Annotated in this window: 22 protein-coding genes and 1 tRNA gene; 6 read left to right on the top strand and 17 right to left on the bottom strand. The window is 72.0% G+C overall.

Annotated features, from left to right (window positions below; genetic code table 11):
- Window positions 1-19 precede the first annotated feature (19 nt).
- Window positions 20-799 carry an isoprenyl transferase gene (locus tag BV453_RS09605; RefSeq protein ID WP_025103942.1) on the bottom strand — a complete coding sequence of 260 codons (780 nt, stop codon included), beginning with the start codon at window positions 797-799 and terminating at the stop codon, window positions 20-22.
- A 96-nt stretch (window positions 800-895) separates the two neighbouring features.
- On the opposite strand from BV453_RS09605, the gene BV453_RS09600 reads away from it, so the two are divergent.
- Window positions 896-1,627 carry a hemolysin III family protein gene (locus BV453_RS09600; RefSeq protein WP_249521466.1) on the top strand — a complete coding sequence of 244 codons (732 nt, stop codon included), beginning with the start codon at window positions 896-898 and terminating at the stop codon, window positions 1,625-1,627.
- Between the two features lie 7 nt (window positions 1,628-1,634).
- On the opposite strand, the gene BV453_RS09595 is transcribed toward BV453_RS09600, so the two are convergent.
- Window positions 1,635-1,922 carry a hypothetical protein gene (locus tag BV453_RS09595; RefSeq protein ID WP_249521465.1) on the bottom strand — a complete coding sequence of 96 codons (288 nt, stop codon included), beginning with the start codon at window positions 1,920-1,922 and terminating at the stop codon, window positions 1,635-1,637.
- Between the two features lie 68 nt (window positions 1,923-1,990).
- Between BV453_RS09595 and BV453_RS09590 the strand changes: the two genes are divergently transcribed.
- Together BV453_RS09590 and greA are read left to right on the top strand one after the other, a co-directional pair.
- Window positions 1,991-2,377: a DUF4307 domain-containing protein gene (locus BV453_RS09590; protein ID WP_249521464.1), complete on the top strand. Its 387-nt coding sequence runs from the start codon at window positions 1,991-1,993 to the stop codon at window positions 2,375-2,377.
- Between the two features lie 97 nt (window positions 2,378-2,474).
- A complete protein-coding gene (gene greA, locus BV453_RS09585) occupies window positions 2,475-2,966 on the top strand; it encodes a transcription elongation factor GreA (protein WP_025103938.1) in 492 nt (163 codons plus the stop codon).
- Window positions 2,967-3,027: 61 nt separating this feature from the next.
- Here the strand turns inward: greA and ilvA are convergent, their stop codons facing one another.
- Window positions 3,028-4,257 (bottom strand): threonine ammonia-lyase, encoded by a 1,230-nt coding sequence (ilvA, locus tag BV453_RS09580; RefSeq protein ID WP_025103937.1) that lies wholly within the window; start codon window positions 4,255-4,257, stop codon window positions 3,028-3,030.
- Complete coding sequence (locus BV453_RS09575) at window positions 4,254-5,450, bottom strand: AI-2E family transporter (RefSeq protein WP_025103936.1); 1,197 nt, start codon at window positions 5,448-5,450, stop codon at window positions 4,254-4,256. The genes ilvA and BV453_RS09575 overlap by 4 nt, the downstream gene beginning before the upstream one ends.
- An 85-nt stretch (window positions 5,451-5,535) precedes the next feature.
- Here BV453_RS09575 and BV453_RS09570 point away from each other — a divergent pair, with 85 nt between their 5' ends.
- Both BV453_RS09570 and BV453_RS09565 read left to right on the top strand, forming a co-directional pair.
- A complete protein-coding gene (locus BV453_RS09570; RefSeq protein WP_249521463.1) occupies window positions 5,536-6,795 on the top strand; it encodes a winged helix-turn-helix domain-containing protein in 1,260 nt (419 codons plus the stop codon).
- Entirely contained in the window at window positions 6,792-7,691 is a 900-nt protein-coding gene (locus BV453_RS09565; RefSeq protein ID WP_249521462.1) for a hypothetical protein, read from the top strand. The genes BV453_RS09570 and BV453_RS09565 overlap by 4 nt, the downstream gene beginning before the upstream one ends.
- A gap of 9 nt (window positions 7,692-7,700) precedes the next feature.
- Here the strand turns inward: BV453_RS09565 and BV453_RS09560 are convergent, their stop codons facing one another.
- The 3 genes from BV453_RS09560 to BV453_RS09550 form a co-directional block, all read right to left on the bottom strand.
- Window positions 7,701-8,267: a LemA family protein gene (locus tag BV453_RS09560; RefSeq protein ID WP_025103933.1), complete on the bottom strand. Its 567-nt coding sequence runs from the start codon at window positions 8,265-8,267 to the stop codon at window positions 7,701-7,703.
- 86 nt (window positions 8,268-8,353) lie between these two features.
- The gene (locus BV453_RS09555; RefSeq protein WP_126893971.1) at window positions 8,354-9,667 is read right to left on the bottom strand and encodes a D-arabinono-1,4-lactone oxidase; all 1,314 of its coding nucleotides are present in this window, start codon (window positions 9,665-9,667) and stop codon (window positions 8,354-8,356) included.
- Window positions 9,664-10,908 carry an alanine racemase gene (locus tag BV453_RS09550; protein WP_062633548.1) on the bottom strand — a complete coding sequence of 415 codons (1,245 nt, stop codon included), beginning with the start codon at window positions 10,906-10,908 and terminating at the stop codon, window positions 9,664-9,666. The genes BV453_RS09555 and BV453_RS09550 overlap by 4 nt, the downstream gene beginning before the upstream one ends.
- A gap of 64 nt (window positions 10,909-10,972) precedes the next feature.
- Between BV453_RS09550 and BV453_RS09545 the strand changes: the two genes are divergently transcribed.
- Window positions 10,973-11,045: transfer RNA gene (locus BV453_RS09545), tRNA-Leu, on the top strand.
- A 3-nt stretch (window positions 11,046-11,048) separates the two neighbouring features.
- Here the strand turns inward: BV453_RS09545 and BV453_RS09540 are convergent.
- From BV453_RS09540 to BV453_RS09495, 10 genes are all read right to left on the bottom strand, one after another.
- A complete protein-coding gene (locus tag BV453_RS09540) occupies window positions 11,049-11,480 on the bottom strand; it encodes a hypothetical protein (RefSeq protein WP_249521461.1) in 432 nt (143 codons plus the stop codon).
- A gap of 620 nt (window positions 11,481-12,100) precedes the next feature.
- Window positions 12,101-13,135, bottom strand: a complete 1,035-nt coding sequence (locus tag BV453_RS09535; protein WP_249521460.1) for a hypothetical protein — start codon at window positions 13,133-13,135, stop codon at window positions 12,101-12,103.
- Between the two features lie 196 nt (window positions 13,136-13,331).
- Window positions 13,332-14,828 carry an NAD(P)/FAD-dependent oxidoreductase gene (locus BV453_RS09530; protein ID WP_025103928.1) on the bottom strand — a complete coding sequence of 499 codons (1,497 nt, stop codon included), beginning with the start codon at window positions 14,826-14,828 and terminating at the stop codon, window positions 13,332-13,334.
- A 25-nt stretch (window positions 14,829-14,853) separates the two neighbouring features.
- A complete protein-coding gene (locus tag BV453_RS09525; RefSeq protein WP_249521459.1) occupies window positions 14,854-16,173 on the bottom strand; it encodes a S8 family serine peptidase in 1,320 nt (439 codons plus the stop codon).
- Window positions 16,170-16,712 carry a DUF501 domain-containing protein gene (locus tag BV453_RS09520; RefSeq protein ID WP_062633538.1) on the bottom strand — a complete coding sequence of 181 codons (543 nt, stop codon included), beginning with the start codon at window positions 16,710-16,712 and terminating at the stop codon, window positions 16,170-16,172. Before BV453_RS09520 ends, BV453_RS09525 begins: the two co-directional genes overlap by 4 nt.
- A gap of 47 nt (window positions 16,713-16,759) precedes the next feature.
- Window positions 16,760-17,293: a septum formation initiator family protein gene (locus BV453_RS09515; protein ID WP_174235403.1), complete on the bottom strand. Its 534-nt coding sequence runs from the start codon at window positions 17,291-17,293 to the stop codon at window positions 16,760-16,762.
- A gap of 77 nt (window positions 17,294-17,370) precedes the next feature.
- Window positions 17,371-18,651 (bottom strand): phosphopyruvate hydratase, encoded by a 1,281-nt coding sequence (gene eno, locus BV453_RS09510; protein WP_126894567.1) that lies wholly within the window; start codon window positions 18,649-18,651, stop codon window positions 17,371-17,373.
- A gap of 112 nt (window positions 18,652-18,763) precedes the next feature.
- The gene (locus BV453_RS09505) at window positions 18,764-19,423 is read right to left on the bottom strand and encodes an O-methyltransferase (protein ID WP_025103923.1); all 660 of its coding nucleotides are present in this window, start codon (window positions 19,421-19,423) and stop codon (window positions 18,764-18,766) included.
- A gap of 4 nt (window positions 19,424-19,427) precedes the next feature.
- The gene (locus BV453_RS09500; protein WP_249521458.1) at window positions 19,428-20,387 is read right to left on the bottom strand and encodes a CPBP family intramembrane glutamic endopeptidase; all 960 of its coding nucleotides are present in this window, start codon (window positions 20,385-20,387) and stop codon (window positions 19,428-19,430) included.
- Entirely contained in the window at window positions 20,387-21,439 is a 1,053-nt protein-coding gene (locus BV453_RS09495) for a DUF1648 domain-containing protein (protein WP_249521457.1), read from the bottom strand. Before BV453_RS09495 ends, BV453_RS09500 begins: the two co-directional genes overlap by 1 nt.
- Window positions 21,440-21,455 lie beyond the last annotated feature (16 nt).

Genomic DNA, 21,455 nt, shown 5'->3' with positions numbered 1-21,455 from the left:
ACGCCCCGCGGCTCCCGGATCAGCGACCGAAGCGGCGGTCGCGGTCGGCGTAGTCGCGGATCGCGCGGAGGAAGTCGACCTGTCGCAGATCGGGCCCGAGCGCCTCGACGAAGTAGAACTCGCTGTGCGCGCTCTGCCACAGCAGGAAGTCGCTCAGCCGCTGCTCGCCGCTCGTGCGGATCACGAGGTCCGGATCGGGCTGGCCGCCCGTGTAGAGGTGCTCCCCGATCATCTCCGGAGTGAGCTGCGCCGCGAGGTCCTCCAGCGTCCCGCCCGACGCCTCGTGTGTGGTGATGATGCTGCGCACCGCGTCGACGATCTCGTTCCGGCCGCCGTACCCGACCGCGAGGTTCACGTGCAGGCCGGTGTGGTCCTTCGTGCGCTCCTCCGCATCGGCGAGCACGCGCGCCAGCTCCGCGGGGAGGATGTCGGAGCGGCCGACGTGCTTGACCCGCCAGTTGCCCTTCTGGGACAGCGCCTCGGCGAGCTCCGCGATGATCTCGATGAGGTCGGCGAGCTCGGCCGAGTCCCGTTTGCGGAGGTTGTCGCTGGAGAGGAGGTAGAGCGAGACCACACGCACACCGAGTTCGTCGCACCAGCCGAGGAACTCCTGCATCTTGGCGGCGCCTGCACGGTGCCCTTCGGCCGGGGTATCGAATCCGAGCTGGCGCGCCCACCGGCGGTTGCCGTCGATCATCATGGCGACGTGGTGCGGAACCGAGGCCGGATCGAGGTGGCGACGCAGCCGGCTGGTGTACAGCCGGTACAGCGGTCCCCGTCCCGGGCTCTCGCGTGACATCACCCACCTACGCTACCCTGCCCCGCCCGTCCGCGCCGGTGCAGAACCTGGGGACATGTACGGAGACGGGCATGCGCTCCCGCCTAGAGTGAGCACGTGAGCACTTCCGACCAGACCGGCGCCGACCTCCCGAAGCTGCCGCTGCTCGAAGCGGCCGCCGCCGACGCGGCGACCGAGATCAAACCGACCTGGCGCGGGTGGATCCACGCCGGCACGTTCCCCGTCGCGATCGCCGCAGGCATCGTCCTCGTCACCCTGTCCCAAGGAGCGGCGGCCAAGTGGGCGGCGGTGGTCTTCATGGCCACCTCGCTGCTGCTGTTCGGGAACTCCGCCCTGTACCACCGTTTCAACTGGCGGCCCCGGGTGAAGGGCATCCTCAAGCGGATCGACCACGCCAACATCCTGCTGCTCATCGCCGGCACGTACACCCCGCTCGCGACCCTGGCGCTGCCGCCGGCCAAGGGCGTCCTGCTGCTGACCCTGGTCTGGGGCGGGGCCCTGCTCGGCATCCTCTTCCGCGTGTTCTGGATCCATGCGCCGCGCTGGCTCTACGTCGCGCTGTATCTGCTGCTCGGCTGGGCCGCGGTGATGTACATCGTCGACCTGCTCCAGGCCAACGTCGCCATGATGGTGCTCGTGATCGTCGGCGGTCTGCTCTACACGGGCGGCGCCATCGTCTACGCGCTGAAGAGGCCGAATCCGTGGCCTGGCCACTTCGGCTTCCACGAGATCTTCCACGTGTGCACGGTCCTGGCCTTCCTCTGCCACTGGACCGCATGCCTGCTGATCGCCCTGCACCCGCTCTCGCCGTCGCTCGGCGCGCCCTGAGCGGGGGTCAGCGCTCGCGCGGCTCCTCGTCGGGCGCGGCCGGTGCGTCCGGTGCGGTGCGGTCGTCGTCCGCGGCGTTCTCGGCGGCGCGAGCGGCCTCTTCCGCGTCGAGCTCCTCGCGCACCTCTTCGCGGTACCGCACCCGGCGGATCCGGCGGTTCATGTCCCAGATCAGCAGGATCACGGCGACGAGCACGATGACGATCACCGCGAAGCCCGCGAAGCCCGGCGTGACCGACTCCGGGGCCACCGTCATCGACGGTGTCGGCATCGGGGTCTCGGAGAGGAAGCGCATGAATCGGCCTTTCGTACGCAGGTCGCATAACCTGGTATCACCAGCCTAACGACCGGAAGACCCCACCTGTGACGACCGCCCTCCAGCTCGACGAACGCTATGGCCGCACCCGCCGCCGCCGGTGGCCGTGGTTCCTCGCCGGGGCCGTCGCGCTCCTCCTCCTCGCCGCCCTCGCGTGGTCCATCGTCGGCCAGTCGCTGAGCTCGGTCGACGCCGATGATCTGGGCTTCGAGCTCGTGGACGAGCACGCCGTCGACGTGCGCTTCCAGGTGACCGGCGTCCAGGGCAAGGACGTCGTGTGCGTGCTCGGGGCCCTCGACGAGGAGTTCGGCGTCGTGGGCTGGAAGATCGTGGAGATCCCGGCGGGAGACGCCCATGCGCTCACCCGTGCGGAGCGCATCCCGACCGTCGCGGAGGCCACGACAGGTTTGGTGAACACCTGCTGGGTCGCCTAGACTGATGCCAGACAGACGACGCCCCGGCACCGTGCCGGGGCGTCTTGGCATATCCCCCGCGGCATCTCGGCGGGATCCCGATAGAAGGAGCTTCGTCATGTCCACCGATGCTCAGGTCCCCTTCCTCACGCAGGAAGCCTACGACCGGCTCGTCGCCGAGCTGGAACACCTCTCCACCGTCGGTCGCGACGAGATCGCCAAGCGCATCGAGGCGGCCCGCGAGGAGGGCGACCTCAAGGAGAACGGCGGCTACCACGCGGCGAAGGACGAGCAGGGCAAGCAGGAGGCCCGCATCCGCACCCTGGAGGCGCTGTTGAAGACCGCCAAGGTCGGCGAGGCCCCTGCCAGCCGGGGCATCGTCGAGCCGGGCACCGTCGTGACCGCGATCGTCGCGGGCGGCGAGGAGGTCTTCCTCCTCGGCAGCCGCGAGATCGCCGCCGCCGGCAGCGACCTCGACGTCTACAGCGAGGCCAGCCCGCTGGGCCAGGCGATCCTCGGCCTCAAGGTCGGCGAGTCCTCGTCGTACGAGGCACCGAACGGCCGCTCGATCAGCGTCGAGATCGTGAAGGTGGAGACCTACACGGGCTGACGCGCCCTCACGAGACACCCCCTCGACCGCCACGGTCGAGGGGGTGTCGCGCGTTCGGGGGTCAGTCCTGGACGACGATGGGGGCGAAGCCGGCGCGACGGAGGGTGTCGAGCGTGTGGGCCGAGTGGTCCGCCCCGCGGGTCTCGACGCTGAGCTCGAGGATGACCTCGCTGATCTGCAGTCCGTGGCCGTGACGCGTGTGCATCGCCTCGATGACGTTCGCTCCTGCCTCCGCGATGAGCTCGGACACGCGGGCCAGCTGGCCGGGACGGTCCGGCAGCGGGATGCGGATCGTCAGGTACCGGCCCGAGGCGGCGAGGCCGTGCGACACCACGCGCTGCAGCAGGAGAGGGTCGATGTTGCCGCCCGACAGCACGGCCATCGTCGTGCCGGTCGCCGACACACGTCCGGAGAGGATCGCGGCGACGCCCGCCGCACCGGCGGGCTCCACGACGACCTTGGCCTGCTCCAGGAGGACGAGCATGGCGCGCGCGAGGTCGTCGTCCGAGACGGTCACCACCTCGTCGACGAGGTCCTTGATGATCTCGAACGGCACAGCTCCCGGGCGCGCGACGAGGATGCCGTCGGCGATGGTCGGGCGCGTGACGATGTCGACCGGCTCCCCGGCCGCGAGCGACGGCGGCACCGCGGCCGCGTTCTCCGCCTGCACGCCGATCACGCGGATCGTCCGTCCGAGCTCGGCGGCCTTGGCCTTGACCGCGGCGGCGACGCCGGCGATCAGCCCTCCTCCGCCGATGCCGAGGACGACGGTGTCGATCTCGGGCGCATCCTCCAGCAGCTCCAGACCGAGGGTGCCCTGCCCGATCACGATGTCCCGGTGGTCGAACGGGTGGATGAGGACGGCGCCGGTGCGTTCCGCGAACTCGGCGGCCAGGCGCAGCGACGTGGCGACGGTCTCCCCCTCGAGCACCACCTCGGCCCCGTAGCCGCGGGTGGCGAGGAGCTTCGGCACGGGGACCCCGAGCGGCATGAAGATCGTCGCGGGGATGCCGAGCGCCTGGGCGGCCAGAGCGACGCCCTGCGCGTGGTTCCCGGCCGAGGCCGCCACGACGCCACGGGAGCGCTCCTCCGCGCTGAGGCGGGAGAGCCGGTACGCCGCGCCGCGGATCTTGAAGGACCCCGTGCGCTGCAGGTTCTCCATCTTCAGCAGCACGGGGGCACCGAGCGCGTCGGACAGCGCCCGGGAGGGCAGCGTCGGGGTGTGCGAGATCACCTCAGCCAGACTTCGAGCCGCGTCCTGGAACTCGGTCAGGCTGGGGACTGCGCTCATCGATTCCTCCGTCTCCGCTCACGCGGAACTGTGCTCCAGATCAGATCTCCACTCGGCCCGACGCCGGTGCGCCAGGATCCCGAGCTGATGGTCACCGCCGCCACGTTCACGAACGCGGCCAGCGGGACGGCGAACAGGGCACCCGGGATGCCCGCGATCATCGCGCCGCCCGCGACCACGAGGACGACGGCGAGGGGGTGCACCTTGACGGCGGAGCCCATCATGATCGGCTGCAGGATGTGGCCCTCGATCTGCTGGACGGCGAGGACGACGACGAGCATCCAGAGGGCGATCCACGGCCCGTTGTAGACGAGCGCGAGGAAGACGGCCACGGCACCGGTCACCACCGCACCGACGATGGGGATGAACGAGCCGAGGAACACGAGAACGGCGACGGGCAGCGCGAGCGGGACCTGGAGCAGGAAGGCGCCGAGGCCGATGCCGATCGCGTCGATCGTCGCCACGAAGAGCTGCGTCCTGGCGTAGTTGACGATCGTCGTCCAGCCGTTGCGCGCGGCGCCGTCGACGGCGGGGCGGGCCTTCCGGGGGAAGATGCGCAGCGTCCAGCGCCAGATGCCGGCGCCGTCGGCGAGGAGGCAGATGAGGATGAACAGCGACAGCAACGCGCCGGTGGCGACGTGCCCGACGGTCGTGCCGATCGCGAGGGCACCCGTCCAGAGGACCTGCGCCTGCTCGCTGATGAAGTCGAGGCCCTGCTGCAGGTAGTTCGCGATCTGCGTGTCCGACAGGTTCAGCGGACCGTCGTGCAGCCACACCTGGAACTGGTCGAAGGCCTCGGTCGTGCGCTGCTGCACGTCCGGGAGCTGGGCGCGCACCTGCCAGACCACGAGCCACATCAGCCCGGTGACGATGGCGATCGTGCCGATGAGGGAGACAGCGATCGCGAGCCAGCGCGGGAATCCGTGACGCAGCATCCAGGAGAACGCCGGCCACAGCAGGGCGGTGATGAGGATGCCCACCATCAGCGGGATGACGAGGAGCTTGAGCAGCATCACCAACCAGATGAAGACGCCGGCCGCCGCTGCGATGAGCAGCAGGCGCCAGGCGTAGCTCGCCGTGATGCGCAGGGGCAGCGGCACCGCCTCGTCGGCTTCGGTGGTCACGGTCCGATCGGTCACCACGGGGCGCGGACGGAACAGATCGCGCAGCCGGGGTCGCTGGTCCTCGCTCATCGCCTCAGTCTACGGTCATGCCGTATGCCGTTCGACGCATCCTGCACGCCAGGACGATGTCGGAGAGCGGGGATACGCTGGCGGCGTGACCGACACCCTCAGTCCTGCCCAGGCACGACGGATCGCCCTCGCCGCTCAGGGCTTCACCCGCGCACGCCCGGCCACCGTCTCCGGTCGCCATCTGCACCGGGTGATGGACCGGCTCGGCGTGCTGCAGATCGACTCGGTCAACGTGTTCGCCCGGTCACACTACGTCCCGCTGTTCTCCCGGCTCGGCGCCTACGATCCCGCACTCCTCGACCGCCTCTTCCTGTCGCGCACGACGCACTATGTGGAGTACCTCGCCCACGAGGCGACCTTCATCCCCGTCGAGGACTGGCCCCTGTGGCGGTTCCGCATGGACGACTTCCGGCGGCGCTGGTCCGCGGAGGACTCCTGGCTCCGTACGAACGCCCGGACGGTGCAGTGGGTGCAGGACGAGCTCCGTGCGCGCGGACCGCTCCGCCCGGTCGACCTCCGTGCCGACGCCCCGCGCGAGCGCGGCACCTGGTGGGACTGGGACGAGGTCAAGCTCGCCCTCGAGCATCTGTGGCGCACGGGCGACGTCGCTGTGAGCGGGCGCCGGGGGTTCGAGCGCACCTACGCCCTCGCCGAGCAGGTCATCCCCGAGCGCATCCGGTCCCGCGAGATCCCGCGCGAGGACGCCATCCGCGAGCTCGTCCGACGCGCCGCGCGGTCCAGCGGCGTCGGGACGGCGGCCGACCTGGCCGACTACTACCGCCTCCGCGACCGTGCCGCGGTGACCGGGGCGATCGCCGATCTCGTCGACGCCGGCGAAGTGCAGCCCGTGACCGTCCGCGGCTGGGAGCGGGGCGGCCGGCCCCTCCCCGCCTGGCGGCATCGCGACGCGGTTCTTCCGCGCCGGGTCGAGACCGCCGCCCTGCTGACCCCGTTCGATCCGGTGGTGTGGTTCCGGGAACGGGCGCTGCGCACTTTCGAGCTCGACTACCGCATCGAGATCTACGTGCCGGCGGCGAAGCGCCGCTACGGCTACTACTCGCTGCCCGTGCTCGTCGGCGACCGGATCGTGGCGCGGGTCGACCTCAAGGCCGACCGCGGCACGTCCACGCTGCAGGTGCAGTCGGCGTGGTGGGAGCCGCAGGCGCGTCCCGGCGACGCCGAGGCGATCGCGGCGGAGCTCCTCCGCGCCGCGCGGTGGCAGGGTCTCGAACAGGTGTCGGTCTCCGGATGGGGCGATGCGACCGCTGCCGTGCACACCGCGCTCGCCTCCACCGCCCCGGACACGGTGCGTCGTCACGTCCACGTCCGGGAGGCCGTCGCGTGAGCCGTCGTCGCTGGTGGCTCCTGGGCGGTGTCGTCGTGGCCGTCGCTGTCGCGGGGGCGGTGTGGTGGGGGCTGTCCGCGCTCCGCTCGTCGACCGCGGAGGACGCAGCGCTGGCCTATCTCCGGGCGCTGGAGTCGGGCGATCCCGAGGCGGTCGCGGCGACGGGGACCGCGGTGTCCGACGCCGCCCTCACCGCGTTCGCCGGAGCCTCGTCGACCATCGCGGACGCCGAGGTCACCGCTGTGCGTGAGGGAGACGGTGACGCGTCCGCGACGGTGCGCTTCCGACTCGACGGGGACGAGCACCAGGCGCGCGTCCGGCTGACGCCGGAGAGCGGCCGCTGGACCGTCGACGCCTCCGGACTCGGTGCCCTCCGCGCCACGACGACGATCGGGACGGCGGTCCAGGTCGGCGATGCGGTCCTCCCGGTGACCGAAGACACCGCTCTGCTCCCTGGCGTGTACCCGGTCGCGGCCGCGCCGCGGGCGCTGCTGGCCGGCACGACCGAGGCCGTCGTCCTCCCCGGCGACGACGCCACCGCACGCGTGACCGCCGAACTCCGCCCGGAGGCGACGGAGGCCGCGCAGACGCAGCTCGACGGCTACCTGGAGACCTGCACCGCCGAGGGCCACGCGATTCCCGACAACTGCGGCATCCGGATCCCGTGGGGCACGGAGTTCCGGGACGTCTCCCACGTGGCGTTCCGCGTCGAGCGGTTCCCTGCGGTGACGCTCTCCGCCGGCGGGTTCACCGCGGACGACGGCATCCTCGAGGCGACCGTTACCGGCACCGGCCAGGACGGCGCCGCGCGCACCGTCACCTACCGCAGCACCGCGTGGAGCGTGCGCGGTGGCGTGGATATCACCGCAGACGAACTCGCCCTCACCGTGTGGTGAGGGCGAGGATCAGAACTGCACGCGCGGCGGCTCGGAAATGGCGCCGCTGTCGGCGACCTCGAAGAACTCGCGCTCGGTGAAGCCGAGTCCCTTGGCGAAGAGGTTGTTGGGGAACACCTTGATCTTGGTGTTGAGCTCGCGGACGCCGCCGTTGTAGAAGCGCCGCGCGGCCTGGATCTTGTCCTCGGTGTCGACGAGGGCCTGCTGCAGCTGGAGGAAGTTCTGGCTGGCCTGCAGCTGCGGGTAGGCCTCGGCCACCGCGAAGAGGCTGCGCAGGGCCTGCTGCAGGTGCCCCTCGGCGATCCCCGCCTCGCCGGGGCTGCCGGCGGAGAGGGTCTCGGCGCGGGCGCGGGTGACGTTCTCGAACACCGCCTTCTCGTGCGAGGCGTAGCCCTTGACCGTCTCGATGAGATTCGGGATGAGGTCGGCTCGGCGCTTGAGCTGGACGGTGATGCCGCTCCAGGCTTCGTCCACGCGGACGTTCAGCTGCACCAGCGAGTTGTACGTCGCCCAGAGATAGACGCCGACGAGCAGGATCACCCCGACGACGATCAGTACCGGCACGAGCCATTCCATCAGTGCCCCACCCTTTCCCGTATTTCTCTCATCCTAGACGCGGTGCCTGCACGTGGACTGGGGATGCGACGGACCAGCGCCCCCGATCAGCGTCCCAGCACCCGCTCCAGATAGCGGTTCGTGAAGCGGCGATCCGGATCGAGGCGGTCGCGCAGCGCCACGAAGTCGTCGAAGCGGGGGTAGCTCTCCCGCAGCGTCTCCCTGGTCATGGTGTGCAGCTTGCCCCAGTGCGGGCGGCCGCCGTGGGCCCGCATGATCTCCTCGACCGCGCCGAAGTACGCCGTCGGGTCCGCGCGCCAGTACCGGTGCACCGCGATGTAGGCGCTGGGGCGGCCGTACGCGGTGGAGAGCCAGCGGTCGTCGGCGGCAGCGAAGCGCACCTCCACGGGGAACTCGATCCGCCAGCCGCGCTCGGCGATGAGCTCCTGGAGGGCGCGGAACGCGGGCACCACCTCGGCCGCCGGCAGCGCGTACTCCATCTCGCGGAAGCGCACGGTCCGGCTCTGGGTGAGCACGCGATTCGAGAGGTCGGTGTACTCACGGTCGCCGGTGAGCCGCACCGCGAGCCGGTTGAACGGCGGCGTGATCGCCGGCACCGCCTGTCCCGCCGCGCAGACGACGCGATAGACGCCGTTCGCGAGCAGGGTCTCATCCACCCACCGGCCCACGACCGGGAGCGGCCTCCGTCGCGTCGATTCCGGCAGACGCGACTGCCGCTTGGTGAGCGCGACGTCGGTATGCGGGAACCAGTAGAACTCGAAATGGTCGGCGGCGGGGACGCGTTCGTCGATCGTGCCGAGCACCTCGTCCAGCGGCAGCGGCTCGTCGACCGCATGCATCACGAACGTGGGCACGCACTGCAGGGTGACCTCGACGATGATGCCGAGCGCGCCCAGCCCCAGAGCGACCGCGGGCAGGAGCTCCGGACTGTGCGCCTCGTCGATGCGGAGGAACTCCCCGTCGGCGGTGATGAGGGTCACCCCGACGACCTGGGTGGCGAGTCCGCCGAAACCGGCGCCGGTGCCGTGCGTGCCCGTGGAGATCGCACCGGCGATGGACTGGCGGTCGATGTCGCCGAGGTTCTCCATCGCGAGGCCGTAGCGGGCGAGCAGCCCGGGGATGCGGTGCAGCCGGGTACCGGCGAGGAGCGTGACCCGTCCGCTCGCGACGTCCGCGGACACGAGCCCCTGCAGGTCGTCCAGTTCCAGGAGCACACCGGGGGCGATGGCGATCCCGGTGAAGCTGTGACCGGCGCCGACGGCTTTGACCGTGAGCCCCTGTCGCACCGCTGCCCGCACCGCACGCTGCACGCCCTCGGGGCTGCGCGGGCGCTCGACCCGCACGGGGCGCACGGACGCCGACCGGCCCCAGTTCTGCCAGGTGCCGCCGATTCTCGTCACAGGAACGCCTTCCCCTCGCCGCGGTACGTCGGCAGCTCGTCCACGACCTCGTCGCCGGACACGAGCTGGTACGCGGCGATGCGCTCGGCCGGCTCGCCGCTCTTGGCGTGACGGAACCAGACACGATCGCCGACGCCGAGCGTCGCCGCTGTCGGCCCCTGCAGCGGCGTCTGCACCTCGCCGGCAGCCTCTCGCGGAAGCGTGCGGAGGTTCGCCGGCCACACCGGGCGCGGCTGTCGCGAGGCCAGCGCCGGACCCGAGGCGATCCAGCCGCCGCCCAGCACCGTGGCGATGTCGGCAGCGGGACGGCGCACGACGTCGAAGGCGAAGGCCGCGGCCGGCGCCGGGTGGAAGGACCGGTACCCGTCGAACAGGTGTCCGCCGAGCAGACCGCTGCCCGCGCTGGCCTCGGTGAGCGACTCGTCGCTGCCGCTGAACTCCAGGGATCCGGTGCCCCCGCCGTTGAGGAACTCGAGCGGCGTCACGGCGCCGACCGCGGCGACGATCGCCGCCCTTCGCTCCCGCAGCTCCTCGCGCGAGCGGGCCTGGACGCGACGGATCAGCGGTCCATCGGGACCGGCATCGCCCTGTCCTGCGATCTGGGCGTCGTACATCTGCAGCCCCACGAGGCGGAAGCCGGGGCGTGCGACGACCGTCCGCGCGAACGCGGCGACCTCCCCGGCGGAGAAGAGGGCCGATCGGCGGACGCCGATGTGACCGAGCAGCGCGGATCGCCAGGACGCGTCGACGTCGATGGCCACGCGAAGCTCGGGGCGCGCGGACGGGGCCACCACGCTGTCGACGAGGTCCAGGTGCACGGGGTCGTCGATCATGAGCGTGATGCGCTGCGCCGCCTGCTCGTCGGCGCACAGCCGTTCGATGCCCGCGCGGTCCACGGTCGGGTAGCCGAGGACGATGTCGTCGTGGGTCTCCGCGAGCCAGAGCGCCTCCTCCAGCGTGAACGCGAGGATCCCGCGGAAACCCGGGAGTCGCAGCACGGCATCCAGGACCGCACGCACCCGCACCGACTTCGACGCCACGCGGATCGGCAGACCGCCGGCACGGACGAGCAGGTCCATGGCGTTGTAGCGCAGCGCTTCGCGATCGATAACCGCCACGGGCGCCGGAAGGTGCCCGGTCGCGGCCGACAGGCGCGGCCAGTAGCGGCCCGGGTCCTCCCATTCGGGGGCGACCGCGGGGCCACCCGGGACGGGGCTCAGTTCGTCGGTGAGGTCGAGCACTCCCCCACCCTACGGCCTGAGCCCCGCCGGGTCACGACCCCGCCGACGATAGGCTGGCGGCGCAGCCCCCGTAGCCCAATGGCAGAGGCAGGCGACTTAAAATCGCCTCAGTCTGGGTTCGAGTCCCAGCGGGGGCACCGTCAGCGGCCGAGGATGTCGCCGATCCCGGGGATACCGAGATCGCCGAGCCGCTCCCCCCAGCCGGTCGCCGTCTCGCCGAGACCCGAGACGGCCTCGCCGGCCGAGCCGAGCATCTCGTCGGCGCCGCCGGCCAGCGCGTCGATGTCGACGCCGGAGGCGAGCGCATCCAGGTCGATGCCCTGCGCCAGCGCGTCGAAGTCCACCCCGAGCCCCGCCGCCTGTTCCAGGAGCGGTGCGGCCACGGTGCTCACGACGGCTCCGCCGGCCACCACGCCGAGGAGACCGACCGCCGCGCCGCCCGCCGCGACCGCGGCCCCGCCGCCGCGGGCGCGGGAGAGGAGTCCGCGCAGGCGGCCGGGCTGCATCGCCTCGGCCCGTCCGGCCGCGCGGGCCAGGTCGTCCGCAGACGACGAGCGCGGTCGCTCCTCCACCGGGAAGCTCCGCCCGCATGCGGGCGTCGACGTGCGCGCGCTGCGACGGCGTGAGGCGCGCGAAGGCCTCGCGATGGATCTGCTCGATCCGATGCGGATCCGCTGTCTGCAGGAGGTAGTCGTACCGGGCGATGGCCGCGCGGTCCGCCGCGGAGACGTCCGACGCACCACCGGACGCGGGAGCGGGCGGCGGGGCGTACGCCCCTGCGGCGGATGCTCGTCCGGCGGGAGGGGTGGGCGCCGGGGACGCGGGAGGAGTCGCGGTCGGGCGCTGCCCCTGAGGATCGGTGCCCCGCACGGCGTCGACCGCGCCGCGGATCATCCCGCTCCAGTCGGTGGAGGCACGCGCGCCCTCGCCGCCGCGCACCCCGGGGCTTCCCCCCTTCGCGTCGATGGCGTCGGTGGCGAGGCGGATCAGGCGGGAGAGCTTTGACATGGGGGTCCCTTCGTGGGACGGACCGCCGTTCTCCGCGACCTCTGTCGACGCAAGGTTCCGGGCAGCCCGCGATTCGGGTGCCAAGGTCTCCTCCACCCTCGCGGGCCAGCGGGCCGGGGCACGATGACATGCCCGTCATGACGACGTCGCTGCAGACGGGAGTACTCCCCTTGCGGTCGACACGCTAGCGAGGCGGCCTATGGATCGGCTCCACGCGCGGCCGGGGAGGCGCCGTGCCCAGGATCGCGGTCATCTCGTCGTACAGCACCCGGAAGGCGTCGCGGAGCTCTGCGGCACCATCCGGTCGACTCGCAGCCGGGACCGCCTCCGCCAGCGTCCCGAGGGCGAGAGTCGCCGCGGCCTCCCGCGCCACCGCCGTGCCGAACTCATCGGACGGCCGGCCCCACCCCGCGGCGAGGAGGAGCTGGTCGCGCAGCACTCCCGCCACCCCGAGGAGCACGGCCGCTGCGCGCAGATGGCTGCGGGCCACCTCCGTGCCGAGAAGGCGTTCCTGCATCACTCGTGCGAGCCGTCGGGCGTGCGGCGTCGGCACCTCCCGGCGTGTGCGGAGACGCCAACCATCCGGCGTGCCCGGCACGGACTCGTACGACAGCGGCTCGCCGTCCCGGAGATGGACCACCGGGATCGACGACGGCGACACGAGCGACGGCCGCCGCCACCAGTCCGCCGGCGCCATCGCCGCAGACAAGAAGGCGGTGGCCGGAGCGTGCGCCCCCGCCCCTTCGAGCTGCACGAGATCGGCCGTGCTCGCGAGCAGGCTGAGGCCCTGTTCCGCCGCGAACCGCTGCAGCAGCAGCCCGACGGGCTCGAGATCGGCACCCGGGACGGAACGCGCGAACTCCGCCGCCTCGGGAATCGGCAGCACGACGGCGACGGACGACGGATCGGGGCCCGGCGGCACGAACCACGAGCACCCGGAGAACGCCGCCACCCGGGACGCATGCGAGGCGTAGCCGTCACTGCGGGTGAAGAGCCTCAGGACCGCCCGGGGCTGCGCGGCGACGGCTTCCTGCACCTGGGCGAGAAGGTGAGGGTGCGGGCGCACCGCAGCGTCGAGGACGAGATGATGCGTGGCTCGTCGCGTCCAGGGCCGCCATGCCGCGGCGCCCGTCGGGCAGATGCGGACGGGAGCGCCGTCGAGCCGTGCCGCGAGCTGTGCCGCATGCGCGTCCTCGCCCGGACCCGTCCGGATCGACACACTGACGGTCGGTGATTCTCCCCCGTGCGCGCTCACCGGACCTCCTCCCCGCATCGGGGGTGCCTCGCACACACCCCTCCCGAGCACCCCTGCGAGCGTACAATGTGAGATGTTACGCGACCAACTCCCGTCCCCGGTCAATAGGAGAAGGCCCTGGCGCTCACGCGCTCAGGGCCTTCTCCTCAGAACCGGACGGTCACTTCGCCGCAGCGGTCTCCGCGGAGTCCTTCGCAACGGAGGCCGGAGCCTTCTTCGCTGCGGGCCGCTTGGCGGCCGGCTTCTTGATCTCAGACGGCGTCTCCGCCGCGGGCGCAGCGGCCGGCTTCTCAGCGGCCGGCGCCTTGGCGGCCGGGGTGGCGTCGGCGGGTGCCGCGGGACGCGGGCGGGCGGCGAACTCCTCGAAGACGTAGCGAGGGTTCTGCACCGTCTGCAGGTTCACGAGGTCGCGGCCCAGCCACAGGTTGTTCCACCAGCCCCAGAGCACGCGCCACTTGCGCTCCCACGTCGGCATGGCCAAGCCGTGGTAGCCGCGGTGCGCGAGCCAGGCGATGAAGCCCTTCAGCGCGATCTTGCCGGACTGGAAAACGCCGTTGTACAGGCCGAGGCCGGCGACGGCACCGAGGTTCTTGTGGAAGTACTCCTTGGGGGTCTCCCCGCGGAGCACCGCGACGAGGTTCTTCGCCAGGAGCTTCGCCTGCCGGACGGCGTGCTGCGCGTTCGGGACGCAGAATCCGCCGACGCCGCCGCCCGAGAGGTCGGGAACGGCCGAGACGTCGCCCGCGGCCCAGGCACCCTCGACGAACGCCTCGGGGGTACCGACGCGCAGGTCGGCACGGGTCTGGATGCGACCGCGCTCCTCGACGGGCAGGTCGCCGCCGCGCACGACGGTCGGGTTGGCCATGACGCCCGCGGTCCAGACGATGACGTCCGTCGGGATGACCTCGCCGGTCGACAGCTCGACGTTGCCGTCGATGGCACCGGTGACCTGGGTGTCGAGGTGAACGTTCGCGCCGCGCGTGGCGAGGTCCTTCAGGACCCACTCGCTCGTCTTCAGCGAGACCTCGGGCATGATGCGGCCCATGGCCTCGATGAGGTGGAAGTGCGTGTCGTCGAAGGTCAGCTGCGGGTACTTGCTCACCAGCGACGAGGCGAGCGAGCGGAGCTCGGCGAAGACCTCGATGCCCGCGAAGCCACCGCCGACGACGACGACGGTCAGCAGGCGGTCGCGCTCGGGGCCAGCCGGGAGGGAGGCGGCCTTGTCGAAGTTCGACATGACCTTGTCACGGATGGCGACGGCCTCTTCGATCGTCTTGAGCCCGATGGCGTTGTCGGCGATGCCGGGGATCGGGAACGTGCGCGAGACGGCGCCCGCGGTGACGACGATCTGGTCGTACGCGAACTCGTACGGCTCGCCGACGGGCGGCGTGATGGTGGCGACCTTCTGCGCGTGGTTGATGTTCGTCACCTTGGCGGTGAGCACGTGCGTGCGCTTCAGGTGACGGCGGTGCGCGACGACGGAGTGCCGGGCCTCGATCGATCCGGCGGCGACCTCCGGGAGGAACGGCTGGTACGTCATGTACGGCAGCGGGTCGACCATGGTCACGTCGGCCTCGCCCTTGCGCAGATGCTTCTCGAGCTTCCACGCGGTGTAGAAACCTGCGTACCCTCCGCCGACGATCAGGATCTTGGGCACAGTGCTGTTCTGAGGCACAGAAGAACTACTCCTCGGAGTCGGGATTGTGGCGTACGGGAACGCGCGCCGATCGGATGCGCCGGGCAGCTGCGGTGACGCCAAGCGCTACCAGGATACCAGGGACCGTGAGGGCGATGAGCGGCAGGGTACCGTAGCGCAGGGAGTCGGCGCTGGGAAGCAGCGGTGAACCGGGGTCGGTAGGGGCATCCGCGTCCGGCAGCGGCGGCACCTCCACGGGGGCGAGCGACGGCTCGGGCGTGGGCTCGCTGTCGGCACGGCGGTACAGCCGCACCCACTCCGCGAGATCGCCCATGGGGTTCTCGCTCACGGACGGCAGGTTCGCCGAGATCGCCGCCTCCGCGTCCACCAGGCCGAAGCCGTACAGCGGATCGCGCGGCTTCTTCGCATCCGCCACCGGCATCGCCGTCTTGATGATGCGGTTGATGACGTCGTTCGCGGAGATGTCGGGGTGCGCCGAGCGGATGAGCGCCGCGACGCCGGCGACGATCGGAGCCGCGCCGCTGGTCCCGCTCCAGGAGACGACCTCGCCGTCCGCCGACACCCCCAGCAGGCCCTCGCTCGGCGCCGAGATGCCGATGGTGATGCCCTGCGTCGAGGCCTCGATGCTCGCGGTGCCGGTCTGGTCGACGCCGCCGACCGTGAGCACACCGGGGATCGTGGCGGGCGCGCCGATGATGTTCGTGCCGCTCCCCCGGTTGCCGGCCGCGACGACGACCACGACGTCGTGCTCGAACGCGTAGAGGAAGGCGTCGTCCCAGCTCTGATCCCAGTCGAGCGTGTTCGTCGTGAACGAGAGGTTGATGATGTCGGCGCCATGGTCGACGGCCCAGCGGATGCCGGTGGCCACCTGCTCGGTGAACGGCACCGCCGCGGCGGCGCCGAACCCCACGGAGATCGAGAGGAGCTCCGCCTCTGGCGCGACCCCGATCATGCCGGTGCCGTCGGCTTGGCCGCGGCCTGCCGCGAGCGACGCCACCCACGAGCCGTGATTGCCGTCGACGGCGCCGAGCGGCGTGCGTCCGTCCGGCGTCCCGGCTCCGGACACGTCCGTCCCCCCGACGACCGCCTCGTCGAAGACCTGCGGCACCTTGCCGATGCCCGTGTCGATGACGGCGATCGTGACGCCCTCCCCGCGGGTCGTCTGCCAGGCGTCGCGGATGCGGGCACCGTCCAGCCAGTACTCCGCCGCCCGCACCGGATCGGCCGGGTCGTCGGCGACCGGAGGTGGCGTCGGCGTCGGCGTCGCCGTGGAACCGAGGAGCAGGACGGATGCCGCCACCGCCACGAGGGCGACGGCGCCGCGCAGCATCCGCCGCCGCGTCATGCCGAACGTGCCGGATCGTCGCGGAGCGCGGCGCCGGGCTCTTCGCAGCGGCAGACCTCGGGAGACCACGAGCTGCGGGCCAGCGCGGCATCGCCGATCGGGTTCACACCGGCTCCCGCCGCCAGGGCGTGTCCGGCGAGGGCGTGCAGGCACTTCACCCGGGTGGGCATGCCTCCGGCGGAGATCCCGTCGATCTCGGGCACCTCGCCGAACTGCGCACGGTCGGCGAGGTACGCCTCGTGGGCGGACCGATAAGCGGCGGCCACCGTCTCGTCCTCCGCGAGCAGCGCCGCGAGCTCGGGCATGACCTGGTTCGCCTCGAGCGTCGACATCGCGGCGGTCGCCGCCGGATGCGTGAGGTAGTAGAACGTGGGGAACGGCGTGCCGTCGGGCAGGCGCGGGGTGGTGGCCACCACCGTGGGGTTCCCGCACCGACAGCGGGCCGCGATGCCGACGACACCGCGGGCGGGGCGTCCGAGCTGGGTCGAGACGACGGCGAGCTCGGCGGAGGTGGGCGCGGGGAACGGCGGGGTGGTCACCCCACCAGCGTAGGGGAGCCGTCCGGGAGGATGCTCGGAGCCCGGGTTCAGCCTGCGGGGACGGCGGTGTCGCTCAGTCCCGCGGAGACGAGGGTGCGCAGCAGCTGCGGCATCCAGTCGGCGGGCTTCTCCTCGAGGGTGTCGCTCACCGGCTCCTGCTCGCGCGGGAGGGTGGAGGGATCGAGGTCGTTGTCGATGAGGTACACGACCTCGCCCGGCTTGACGTAGTACAGGCGCTCACGGGCCTGGGTCGTGATGTACGCGGGGTCGTCCCAGCGCTCGCGCTCCGCGGTCAGCGCGGCGATCTCGTCCTCGCTCACCTGCACGGACTGCTCCAGCGCCGCGATCTTCTGCCGCTGGTCGATGAAGGTGCCCAGCGTGGGCACGAGCACCCAGGCTCCCAGCACCACGAGGGAGAGCATGATCACGGAGAAGGCCGAGAGCCGCATGCCCGAGGCCCACTCGCGCACGTCCACGCGGGGTGCGGCGGGGGCGCCGCTCCGCGGCTGTCGCGACGAGGACGTCGATCGGGTCGTCGCCGCCCCGGGGGACGGCGAAGGAGGAGCCGGTCGTCGTGCCACGGCTCCTCCTTCGTGTCAGCCGCCATCCGGGCGGCGCGGTCGTGCCGCGGATGCGGCGTGGTCGCTGTCGCGGGCGCTCAGCCCTGGTAGCGCGGGAAGGCGGAACGGCCGGCGAAGACCGCCGCGTCGCCCAGCTCCTCCTCGATGCGCAGCAGCTGGTTGTACTTCGCGACGCGCTCGCTGCGCGCCGGGGCACCCGCCTTGATCTGGCCCGAGTTCGTGGCGACCACGAGGTCGGCGATCGTCGTGTCCTCGGTCTCACCCGAACGGTGCGAGAGCATCGCCGTGTAGCCCGAGCGCTGCGCGAGGCTGACGGCGTCGAACGTCTCGGTGAGCGTGCCGATCTGGTTGACCTTCACGAGCAGCGAGTTGGCGACGCCGCGGGTGATGCCGTCGGCGAGACGCTGCGGGTTGGTGACGAACAGGTCGTCGCCAACCAGCTGCACCTTCGAGCCCAGGGCCTCGGTGAGGTGCTTCCAGTTGTCCCAGTCGTCCTCGGCGAGCGCGTCCTCGATCGTGACGATCGGGAAGTCGTTGACGAGCCCGACGTAGTACTCGGTGAGTGCGGCGGCGTCCCAGTCCTTGTTGTCGAGACGGTAGACGCCGTCCTTGAAGAACTCGGTCGCGGCGACGTCGAGGCCGAGGGCGATGTCGGTGCCGGGCGTGAAGCCGGCCTTCTCGATCGCCTTGACGAGGAAGTCGAGGCCCTCGCGGTTGCTGGGCAGGTCGGGGGCGAAGCCGCCCTCGTCGCCGAGACCCGTCGCGTAACCGGCGGCCTTCAGCTCCGCGCGCAGCACGTGGTAGGTCTCCACGCCCCAGCGCAGCGCCTCGGAGTAGGTCTCCGCGCCGATCGGGGCGAGGAAGAACTCCTGCATGTCGATGCCGTTGTCAGCGTGCTCTCCGCCGTTGATGACGTTGAACAGCGGCACGGGCAGCACGTGCGCGTTCGGACCGCCGAGGTAGCGGAACAGCGGCAGGTCGGCGGAGTCCGCGGCGGCCTTCGCGACCGCGAGGCTCACGCCGAGGATGGCGTTGGCGCCGACGCGCTTCTTGTTGTCCGTGCCGTCGACCTCGATGAGGATCTCGTCGACGATGCGCTGCTCGCTCGCCTCCACGCCCTCGATGGCCGGCCCGAGCTCGTCGATGACCGCCTCGACGGCCTTGAGCACGCCCTTGCCGCCGTAGCGGCTCTTGTCGCCGTCCCGCAGCTCGTACGCCTCGAAGGCGCCGGTCGAGGCACCGGAGGGGACGGCGGCGCGCTGCACGATGCCGTCGTCGAGGAGCACCTCCACCTCGACGGTCGGGTTTCCGCGCGAGTCGAGAATCTCGCGTGCGCCTACAGCCTCGATCAGTGCCACTGATGTGCTCCTTGCTCAGGATGGAAGGGTGTGTGGAGCGTCGTCGATCCGCGCCCAGTCTATCCCCGGCGTCGGACCGCACCCGGAGACGAGCCGGGGGGATCCGCCCGCGTCAGACGACGAGGGCGAGCGCGATGCCGTCCCATCCCTTGATCCCGACCGTCTGCAGCGCCGTGGCGTCGAAGCGCGGGTCCTCCCCGAGCATCCGCAGCCCCGCGCGCGTGCCGTTCACCTTGGGGTCCGTCGAGTCGTCGCGGACGATCTCGCCGTCGCGGCCGATGTTGTCGAGCACGACAACGGTGCCCGGGTGACCGAGCTTCGCGGCCCAGTCCAGGTACACGGTGTTGGACTCCTTGTCGGCGTCGATGAAGACGAGGTCGAAGGCGCCGGCGAGGGTCGGCAGCACGTCGGCTCCCCGACCGATCCGGATGTCGACGCGGTCCCCCACTCCGGCCGCGTCGATGCTCGCCCGGGCGACGGCGGCGTTGTCCGCCTCCGCCTCGATCGTCACGACCTGTCCCGCCGGTCCGACCGCGCGGGCCATCCAGATCGTCGAGTAGCCGCCGAGGGTGCCGATCTCCAGCACGCGGCGGGCACCGCTCATCCGCACGAGGAGATTCAGCAGCTTCCCCGCGACCGGCGCGACCTCGATCTCGGGCAGCCCCGCCGCCCGCTGCGCCTCCAAGGCCGACGCCAGGGCCGGGTCCGGGCCCACGAGCATGTCGGCGAGGAAGGTGTCGGCGCGGGCCCAGGCGGCGGGAGTGGATTCCATGTGCTCAGCCAACCCCCGGCGCCGGCCGGCCGTCAAGCGTCGGCGGGGTGCGCGGCGCGGCGAGCTCCGGCTGGCGGCGGAACTGCCCCGTGAGCACGAGGACGAGGGCCACGACGGCGGCGACGATCCAGCCCGCGACGCCGAGCGGTCCGGCGAGGGCGAGGTCGGGCTGCTCGGCGGCGACGATCAGGACCAGGCCCGCGGCGGCGTTCAGCGCCCCGTGCGCGACGACCGCCGGCCACAGCGAGCCGGAGCGCAGCCGCAGCCAGCCGAACAGGACCCCCCACGCCACGCAGCCGCCGATCATGAACAGCACGCCGGTGACGTCCGTCCGGGCGAAGTTGTAGCCGAGGAGGATGACGGGGCTGTGCCACAGCCCCCAGATCGCCCCGCTGAGCAGGAGCGCCGGCCAGGTGCCGAGCGGACGCAGCGCCGGGAGCAGCCAGCCGCGCCAGCCGAGCTCCTCACCGAAGGCGAGCACGCTGTTCACCAGCGCCCCGACCGGGATCGCGGCGAGCTGCGCGAACACGACCACTCCGACCGGCGGCACCGGTGTCCCCGGGGGAAGAGCCTGGGCGAGCTGATCCGCGAAGGTCGAGAAGGTGAGGTCGAGCCGCACCCACCCGAATGCGGCCGCGAGGAGGACGCCGAGGGCGACGAGCAGCGACGGCACGAGCCAGGCCGCGACCAGCAGCCCGACGACGCGCTTCGCGGGCCGCAGCGGCCACATCCCGAGGAAGCGCGCCCGACTGCCCTTCTCCGGTACGCCCGTGGTGAGCATGACGACGAGCACCGCGGCCGCGGGCGTGAACATCATCACGGGGAGGAGCGCTCCCGCGAAGGGTTCGGCGAGGCCGTCGCCGAGCCAGAGGGGCAGGCAGACGAGAGCCGCGAGCCCGCAGGCCGTGAGGGTGAAGATGAGGACCGCGCGCCAGGGCACGCGGGTCGGCGTCAGAGCGCTCATCATGCCGTCCTCTCCGTTCCTCCGGAGGGCGCAGGCCCCGCGGATCGGTCCACGTACGCCTGCAGGAGCGCCGCCGCCTCCTCCGCCCTGTCGATCGTGATGACGAACGGTCCGTGGTCGCGGCGATGCACCTCGATCGCCGGCCCCTGGCGCATCACGATCCCGCTGCGGCCGTCGGGAGCGAGACGCCACCCCCAGCCGCCGAACTCGCCGAAGGGCGAGATGCGCACGGCCCTGGCCGACGCGATCTCCGCCACCGGGATGGTCTTCCGAGGCCACCCGATCACGGCACGGGCGTCGATGCCGTCCGGCGTGACGCGCACCCGGAACGAGGCGGTCGCCGCCAGCGCGAACCCGACGACGAGGGCGACCAGACCCGAGACCCAGGCCAGCGGGGTGCCCGTGATGAGCATCGCCACGGCGAGCGCCACGAGCCCGAGCAGCACGAGCAGGAGGAAGACGAGGGCACCGGTGGGCATGGTCGTGGTGCCCACCCAGACGACCCGCTCGCCGTCGCCGACCCGCACGTCGTGGCGGGGCTCGAGAGCGGCGCCGGGCACCGACTGCACGCGCGGCTGCACGAACCACGCCATCGCGCCCACGCCGAGGAGAGCCGCCCAGGCCAGTGCCATCACTCCCGCGATGCCCGGGACCTCACCGGAGGGCGGGAGGTCGCGCTGGATCGCGAGGGAGCCCAGGCAGATCACGCCCGCGAACGCCGACATGCCGGCCGCGGTCGCTCCGAGCAGACGGGCGGTCGCGCCCCAGTGCACCCCGACGGCGACCAGTGTCGTGACGGTCAGGAGCACCGGGAGGCCGAGACCGACGCCGAGGAGCACCCAGAGGTAGGTGGCGGCCGGGCCGAAACCGTCCGCCCCGTCGACGCCCCAGTGGATCGCGACGTCGGTGGGGAACGACGGCAGCCAGGCCGTGAGCACGAGAGCGGAGATCGCGACGATGAGCACCGGGAGGACGAGCGCCACGAGGACGAAGGCCCGTCGTGCGCGGCGCAGGGTGGCCGGAGGGGTGCGGGTGGGGTCAGGCGTCGTCATGGGAGGCCTCCTGGGG

It is taken from the genome of Microbacterium sp. ER1 (assembly GCF_023383675.1).
Classification (GTDB): Bacteria; Actinomycetota; Actinomycetes; order Actinomycetales; family Microbacteriaceae; genus Microbacterium.
This window is presented reverse-complemented; position numbering and strand designations above follow the sequence as displayed.

What these genes read in the sequence shown, in the direction of transcription:
- BV453_RS09495 (WP_249521457.1), bottom strand. Translation starts at nt 21,439, where the DNA reads ATGACGACGCCTGACCCCACCCGCACCCCTCCGGCCACCCTGCGCCGC.
- BV453_RS09525 (WP_249521459.1), bottom strand. Translation starts at nt 16,173, where the DNA reads ATGACGCGGCGGCGGATGCTGCGCGGCGCCGTCGCCCTCGTGGCGGTG.
- BV453_RS09575 (WP_025103936.1), bottom strand. Translation starts at nt 5,450, where the DNA reads ATGAGCGAGGACCAGCGACCCCGGCTGCGCGATCTGTTCCGTCCGCGC.
- BV453_RS09605 (WP_025103942.1), bottom strand. Translation starts at nt 799, where the DNA reads ATGTCACGCGAGAGCCCGGGACGGGGACCGCTGTACCGGCTGTACACC.
- BV453_RS09560 (WP_025103933.1), bottom strand. Translation starts at nt 8,267, where the DNA reads ATGGAATGGCTCGTGCCGGTACTGATCGTCGTCGGGGTGATCCTGCTC.
- greA (WP_025103938.1), top strand. Translation starts at nt 2,475, where the DNA reads ATGTCCACCGATGCTCAGGTCCCCTTCCTCACGCAGGAAGCCTACGAC.
- BV453_RS09500 (WP_249521458.1), bottom strand. Translation starts at nt 20,387, where the DNA reads ATGAGCGCTCTGACGCCGACCCGCGTGCCCTGGCGCGCGGTCCTCATC.
- BV453_RS09595 (WP_249521465.1), bottom strand. Translation starts at nt 1,922, where the DNA reads ATGCGCTTCCTCTCCGAGACCCCGATGCCGACACCGTCGATGACGGTG.
- BV453_RS09505 (WP_025103923.1), bottom strand. Translation starts at nt 19,423, where the DNA reads ATGGAATCCACTCCCGCCGCCTGGGCCCGCGCCGACACCTTCCTCGCC.
- ilvA (WP_025103937.1), bottom strand. Translation starts at nt 4,257, where the DNA reads ATGAGCGCAGTCCCCAGCCTGACCGAGTTCCAGGACGCGGCTCGAAGT.